This window comes from Streptomyces fuscigenes, assembly GCF_021556455.1.
In the GTDB taxonomy this organism is placed as follows: Bacteria; Actinomycetota; Actinomycetes; order Streptomycetales; family Streptomycetaceae; genus Streptomyces; species Streptomyces fuscigenes.
Genome location: NZ_JAKGCV010000354.1, coordinates 1 through 5,842 on the forward strand (window position 1 = coordinate 1; position 5,842 = coordinate 5,842).

A 5,842-nucleotide genomic window follows, 5' to 3' on the forward strand; every position below is an offset into this window, starting at 1 on the left:
GACCGGTCAGGCCCCCGCCGCCGGGCGCGGGACGACCGGTCAGGCCCCCGCCGCCGGGCGCGGGACGACCGGTCAGGCCCCCGCCGCCGGGCGCGGCACGACCGGTCACGGTCCCGCCGCGTCCGCCCGTAGACTTAACAGCTGAGATCGCCCTACCACCGAAACCGCCACTCATCCCACTCACCCACCGGAAGTCGCCACCGTGTCGCTCACGATCGGAATCGTCGGCCTGCCGAACGTCGGCAAGTCGACCCTGTTCAACGCCCTGACCAAGAACGACGTGCTGGCGGCCAACTACCCGTTCGCCACGATCGAACCCAATGTGGGCGTCGTGGGGGTGCCCGACCCGCGCCTCGACCGGCTCACCGAGCTGTTCTCCTCCCAGCGCACCGTCCCGGCGACGGTCGACTTCGTCGACATCGCGGGCATCGTGCGCGGCGCGTCGGAGGGCGAGGGACTCGGCAACAAGTTCCTGGCGAACATCCGCGAGTCGGACGCGATCTGCCAGGTCATCCGGGCCTTCAAGGACGAGAACGTCGTGCACGTCGACGGCAAGGTCTCGCCGAAGGACGACATCGAGACGATCAACACCGAGCTGATCCTCGCCGACCTCCAGACCGTCGAGAAGGTCCTCCCGCGCCTCCAGAAGGAGTCGCGGATCAAGAAGGACATCGGGCCGAAGGTCGCGGCCGTCGAGGAGGCGCAGTCCATCCTCGAATCCGGTCAGACCCTCTTCGCCGCCGGCATCGCGCAGGGCAGCGAGCGCGCCGAGCCGCTGCACGACCTGCACCTGCTGACGACGAAGCCGTTCCTCTACGTGTTCAACGTCGACGAGGACGAACTGACGGACGACGCCTTCAAGGCCGAGCAGCGCGCCCTCGTCGCGCCCGCCGAGGCGATCTTCCTCAACGCCAAGCTGGAGTCCGACCTCGCCGAGCTCGACGACGACGAGGCGCTCGAACTGCTCCAGTCCGTCGGCCAGGAGGAGCCCGGCCTCGCGACCCTCGCCCACGTCGGCTTCCGCACGCTCGGCCTCCAGACCTACCTGACGGCAGGCCCCAAGGAATCCCGCGCCTGGACCATCAAGCAGGGCGCCACGGCCCCCGAGGCGGCGGGCGTCATCCACACGGACTTCCAGAAGGGCTTCATCAAGGCCGAGGTCATCTCGTACGACGACCTCCTGGAGACCGGCTCGGTCGCCGAGGCCCGCGCGGCGGGCAAGGCCCGCATGGAGGGCAAGGAGTACGTGATGCAGGACGGGGACGTGGTGGAGTTCCGCTTCAACGTCTGACTGCACATCAAGCGGTGCCTGGCCGGCTTGTTGGCTGTTGTGGTGCTGGCCGCGCTGCTGGAGCGCTCGTACCGCTGACCGCGGTTTGCTGTCCGCATGGGTTCCTCGACTCGTGCTGCGGGGCAGTGGCGGCTCTGTCGACGTGGCAGCGACACCGCCGTCTCAGACCTTGACGACCTCCAGGTATGGGCCGCACAGGAGCGTCAGATCCTCGGTGTCGGAAGTGAGGACTGTGACCGGCTGAGGCGCGTGGCGGGCGATGGCGGCGAGAGCGGCATCGATGGCGTACTTGTGGCCGTGGAGGTGATGGCTGCGAAGAAGGGCGGCTGCCCGATCGGCGATCTCTTTGGTGATGTCGTGAACGTCGACGCGGGACAGGACCCAGGTGATACGGGCGGGGTGAATGCGGTCGTAGTCGGCCTCAAGGGTGGTCATGGCACTGGTGGCCACGCGGACTCCCTCTTCCGACGCCGCCTGGATCAGGGCCACGACGGTGCGGTCCTTCCGGTACAGCTTGGAGAGGCCTTCACTGTCGAGCAGGAGGGTGCCGGGCATCAGGCAGCGGCCCCGCCGGCCTGCCGAGGGTCGTGGCGCAGCAACGCGCGGGCGGTCTCGATCTCCTCGCGGGTGAGCTCGTCGTTGTCGGTCGCGAAATCGGCAACGATCTCTCGGAGCTTGTCCATGGCGACCCGCTGTTCGAGGGCTTCCGCGACATAGGCGGAGAAGCCACCAGGCCCGACGTGGGTACGTGCGGCCTCGGCGAGGTCCTCGGGAAGGCTGATCGAATACTTCTTACTACTACCCATGGCGCCAATCCTACCACTGGTAGCAAACTGCAACCGTGGCCCGGTATCCTCCTCTCCGCCCTGTCGAGCGCCCCGTGCTCCCTCCTGCTGTCATGGGGCAGCGAGGTCGGAATTGTTCCCGCCCCGAGGTGGCCTCAGGGCGTCCGCCCAGTCCGCAGACAGTCCGCAGGACACTCGCAAGCACCCGTCGGAGGTCAACGCACGCCAACGCCGAGATGCCTGGTCAAAGCCGTGATCGGCGCTCCGCCGCAGGTCAGGTCCGGCCCGGATGCGTTCCGCTTCAACGTCCAGCCGTTCAGTCACTGCATGTTGGGCGCTGGGTCGAACGTACGCGTCGGAAGGGATCGGACTCTGCCGAGTCCGATCCCTTCGTCGTCCCGGTGCCAGATGGGTGCTGGATGTTCTGACGCGTGGTCAGCGCTGGTCAGGTGCCATGAACGGTGGACCGGTGCCCCACGTGAACGACCCGGACCACCAGTTCTCCGTTGTCGATCGTGTAGACGACGCGTAGTCGCCGACCCGTGGGCGCCGGCGATCTGGCTGGGACACGAGTGCGGTGGTGTCGAAGCCGAGCGGATCGCCTTCCAGCTCGGTCGGCTTGGCCAGGATGCGCAGTGCCGTCCCGCGCGGGATCTTCCGAAGCTCGCCTGCGCCTCGGGGCGGAAGACGGCTCGGTACTCACTCGCCGCGCGCCAGCGTCTCCCTCATGATGTCCTCGATCGGGATGCCGGGTGCGGGGTCGGCCATGCGTTCGCCGATGATCCGATTGATCTCGCGCTCTTCCCACTCCTGGTACTTGCGCAGTACCTCGATGGAGACGACAGCGGCGACTTCCTTGCCGCGGCGCGTGATCACGGTGGGTAGGTCTTCGCTGTCGGCGCGCTCCACGACCTCCGTCAGGTGTGCGCGCACGTCGTGGATGGACTGTGTGGGTAGCGGCCGCGTCATGCGCCCAAGCGTCCGCCTCCGGCCTCCGCGCAAGGGCCGGCGGGTGGCGGAGCGGGCGCGGTCGCGAGGCCGCGTCCTCCTTTCCCATCGGGAAAGTAAGTGGTACTTTCCCATCAGGAAACTATGGGGGCGGTGATGGTCCGTGGGGCCTGACAACCCGCGGGACGGGGAGTCCCGCGACGGGCGGACGGTGGAGCCCGGCGACGCACGAGCGGCGCTCGACGACATCCGCAGGCGGCAGGAGCAGTCCGGAATGGCGGAGTTGCGGCACGGCCTGTCGCCCTTCTATCTGACGTGGGCAGCGCTGTTGCTGTTTGCCTCCTTCGCCTCGTTCGATCTGCCCAACCCCTGGGGCGGAGCCGTGCTGTTCCCGGGGATCGTGCTGGTGGCGGTGATGGTGTTCGCGTATCTGCGCCGGGCGCCGGTGCGCAACAAGCCTTCCTCCGGTGCCACGCTGATCGCGGTGGCCTGCGGACTGGCTCTCGTGGGGGTGTTCCGCGTGCTGGCGGGGGCGTTCGAGGCGGGTGGGGCGCCCGCGCCGCACGTCATCGCCTCGGCGATCGTGGTGGGCGTCTGCCTCCTGCTGGTGCCCTACGGCCGCCGGATCGCGGAGACGCGGCTGCGGAGCGGGACGGGAAGTGGCTGATGGACAGCGACTTCGACGAGTTCCTGCACGCCCCGGCGCGGCTCACGATCGTCGCCCTCCTGGCGCCCGCCGGCTGGACCGAGTTCGGCTTCGTACGGGACGCGATCGACACCAGTGACTCGGCGCTCTCGAAGCAGTTGTCGGCGCTCGCCGCCGAGGGTTACGTCGAGGTGCGCAAGCAGGCCGGAGTGGCCGGAGTGGGCAAGCGGCGCACGCTCACGCGCCTGACGCCGTACGGGCATGAGGCGTTCGCGCGGCACGCGTCGGCCCTGGAGCGGATCGCGGCGACGGCCCGTGCCATGCGGACGGCGGACTCCGAGGAGGACTGAGCCCACCGGGCGGCGCCTGCCGCGGTCGGTGGTCCGCCCCCGCGCCCGAATAGCCGTCGTCGTCCGGGCGGTCCGGAAACGGAATCCCACGCATCGGAGCCGTCGCAATCCGGTCGGCCCGCAAACGGAATCCCGGGGCGGGGGCCCATGCGAATCGGGACCCGGGATACGGAGGAGCGGCCGGGTCAGCGCAGCGCCGAGCGCACCGCGTCCGGTGTGCGGGCCGCGACCGCCGTGCCGTCGTCCGCCGTGATGATGGGGCGCTGGATGAGTACGGGGTGGGCGGCCATCGCCTCGATCCAGCGGCCCCGGTGCGCGGTGTCGCGTTCCCACGCGGCCATGTCCAGGTCGGAGGCGGCGGGTTCGCCGAGCCGGGTGATGTCCCAGGGTTCGAGGCCCAGGCGCTCCAGCACCCGCTCGATCTCCGCCGCGTCCGGCGGCTCCTCCAGGTAGTGCCGGACGGTGTACCGCGCCCCTTCGGCGTCCAGGAGGGACAGCGCGGAGGCGCACTTCGAGCAGGCCGGGTTGATCCAGATCTCCACGCGGTCCTCCTGCGGGGTCAGGCTTCGGGACCGTCGGCGCGGGCCGCGCGTTCCGCGTCGCGCTCCTTGATGCGCACGGCTTCCCTGCGGACCTCGGACTGCGTGGCACGCTCCCGGCGCAGCCAGTCGGGGCACTCCTGCTTGAGCGCCTCGATCTGCTCGGTGGTGAGCGCCTCCGTGACCCCGCCGCGGGCCAGCCCCGCGATGGAGACCTCCAGCCTGGCGGCGACCACCGGGCGGGGGTGCGGGCCGTTGCGGCGCAGTTCGCGCAGCCACTCGGGCGGGTCGGCCTGCAGCGCGTTCAGCTCGTCGCGCGAGACGGCGCCCTCCCGGAACTCGGCGGGGGTGGCTTCCAGGTACACACCCAGTTTCTTCGCCGCGGTCGCGGGCTTCATGGTCTGGGCGGTCTTGTGCGACGTCATGGAGTCCAGCGTAACGAGCGCCCGGACCGCCGCCGACCACGGCCGCCGGTAGCCTGGAGCCGTGACAGGCTCGGACGCACCCTCTTCTTCGTTCACGCTCGCGTACGTTCCCGGCGTGACACCCGCGAAGTGGGTGCGCATCTGGAACGAGCGGCTCCCCGGCATCCCCCTGGCTCTCCACGCCGTCCCGGCGGGCGACGCGGAGGGCCTGCTGCGCGAGCGGGGCGCGGACGCCGGATTCGTGCGGCTGCCCGTCGACCGTACGGACCTGAGTGCGATCCCCCTCTACACCGAGGCCACGGTGGTCGTCGTCCCGAAGGACCACCTGGTCGCGGCAGCCGACGAGGTGACGACCGGGGACCTCTCCGACGAGATCGTGATGCACCCGCTCGACGACCCGCTGGAGTGGGAGCGGCTCCCGGGCCGGCCCGCCGTCGAGCGGCCGGCCACGACGGCGGACGCCGTCGAACTGGTCGCGGCCGGGATCGGCGTCCTGGTCGTCCCGCAGTCCCTGGCCCGCCTGCACCACCGCCGCGACCTCACGTACCGCACGGTCACGGACGCGCCCGTCTCCCAGGTGGCGCTGTCCTGGCGCGAGGACGCGACCACGGACCTGGTCGAGCAGTTCATCGGCATCGTCCGCGGCCGCACCGTCAACAGCAGCCGGGGCCCGAAGCCGCCGGAGGCGGAGCAGAAGCAGAAGGCCGGAGCGGCCCGGCAGGGCGGCGGGAAGAACGCCTCGGGCAGGCAGGGCTCCGGCTCCGGCCGTGCCGGCTCGGCGGGCGGCGCGCGCAAGCCGCAGCGCGGGGCCTCCGGCACCTCGAAGGGCGCGCCCCGGGGCGCCGCCAAGCGCGGGAA

At 70.6% G+C, this 5,842-nt stretch carries 9 protein-coding genes and 1 pseudogene; 4 read left to right on the plus strand and 6 right to left on the minus strand.

Annotated elements, in window-relative coordinates:
* The first annotated feature begins 202 nt into the window (after positions 1 to 202).
* Positions 203 to 1,291, plus strand: coding sequence for a redox-regulated ATPase YchF (gene ychF, locus L1885_RS22125; protein WP_235798920.1), 1,089 nt, complete (start codon positions 203 to 205; stop codon positions 1,289 to 1,291).
* Between the two features lie 162 nt (positions 1,292 to 1,453).
* Here ychF and L1885_RS22130 read toward each other — a convergent pair whose 3' ends face one another.
* The 4 genes and pseudogenes from L1885_RS22130 to L1885_RS22145 form a co-directional block, all read right to left on the minus strand.
* On the minus strand, positions 1,454 to 1,846 hold the full coding sequence (locus L1885_RS22130) for a DNA-binding protein (RefSeq protein ID WP_235798921.1): 393 nt from the start codon (positions 1,844 to 1,846) through the stop codon (positions 1,454 to 1,456).
* Positions 1,846 to 2,097, minus strand: coding sequence for a hypothetical protein (locus L1885_RS22135; protein WP_235798922.1), 252 nt, complete (start codon positions 2,095 to 2,097; stop codon positions 1,846 to 1,848). Before L1885_RS22135 ends, L1885_RS22130 begins: the two co-directional genes overlap by 1 nt.
* 424 nt (positions 2,098 to 2,521) lie before the next feature.
* A pseudogene (locus L1885_RS22140) lies at positions 2,522 to 2,780 on the minus strand (type II toxin-antitoxin system RelE family toxin); the annotation flags it as partial.
* Positions 2,776 to 3,045, minus strand: a complete 270-nt coding sequence (locus tag L1885_RS22145) for a type II toxin-antitoxin system Phd/YefM family antitoxin (RefSeq protein WP_235798923.1) — start codon at positions 3,043 to 3,045, stop codon at positions 2,776 to 2,778. The pseudogene L1885_RS22140 and the gene L1885_RS22145, both read right to left, overlap by 5 nt.
* 142 nt (positions 3,046 to 3,187) lie before the next feature.
* On the opposite strand from L1885_RS22145, the gene L1885_RS22150 reads away from it, so the two are divergent.
* Together L1885_RS22150 and L1885_RS22155 are read left to right on the plus strand one after the other, a co-directional pair.
* Positions 3,188 to 3,691, plus strand: coding sequence for a hypothetical protein (locus L1885_RS22150; protein ID WP_235798924.1), 504 nt, complete (start codon positions 3,188 to 3,190; stop codon positions 3,689 to 3,691).
* Positions 3,691 to 4,020 (plus strand): transcriptional regulator, encoded by a 330-nt coding sequence (locus L1885_RS22155; protein ID WP_235798925.1) that lies wholly within the window; start codon positions 3,691 to 3,693, stop codon positions 4,018 to 4,020. The genes L1885_RS22150 and L1885_RS22155 overlap by 1 nt, the downstream gene beginning before the upstream one ends.
* Positions 4,021 to 4,205: 185 nt before the next feature.
* Here the strand turns inward: L1885_RS22155 and L1885_RS22160 are convergent, their stop codons facing one another.
* Positions 4,206 to 4,562: an ArsC/Spx/MgsR family protein gene (locus L1885_RS22160; protein ID WP_235798926.1), complete on the minus strand. Its 357-nt coding sequence runs from the start codon at positions 4,560 to 4,562 to the stop codon at positions 4,206 to 4,208.
* Positions 4,563 to 4,579: 17 nt separating this feature from the next.
* Entirely contained in the window at positions 4,580 to 4,984 is a 405-nt protein-coding gene (locus L1885_RS22165) for a DUF5997 family protein (protein ID WP_235798927.1), read from the minus strand.
* A 61-nt stretch (positions 4,985 to 5,045) separates the two neighbouring features.
* On the opposite strand from L1885_RS22165, the gene L1885_RS22170 reads away from it, so the two are divergent.
* Positions 5,046 to 5,842 (plus strand): LysR family substrate-binding domain-containing protein (locus L1885_RS22170; protein ID WP_235798928.1); only part of this gene is annotated, 797 nt, incomplete at its 3' end.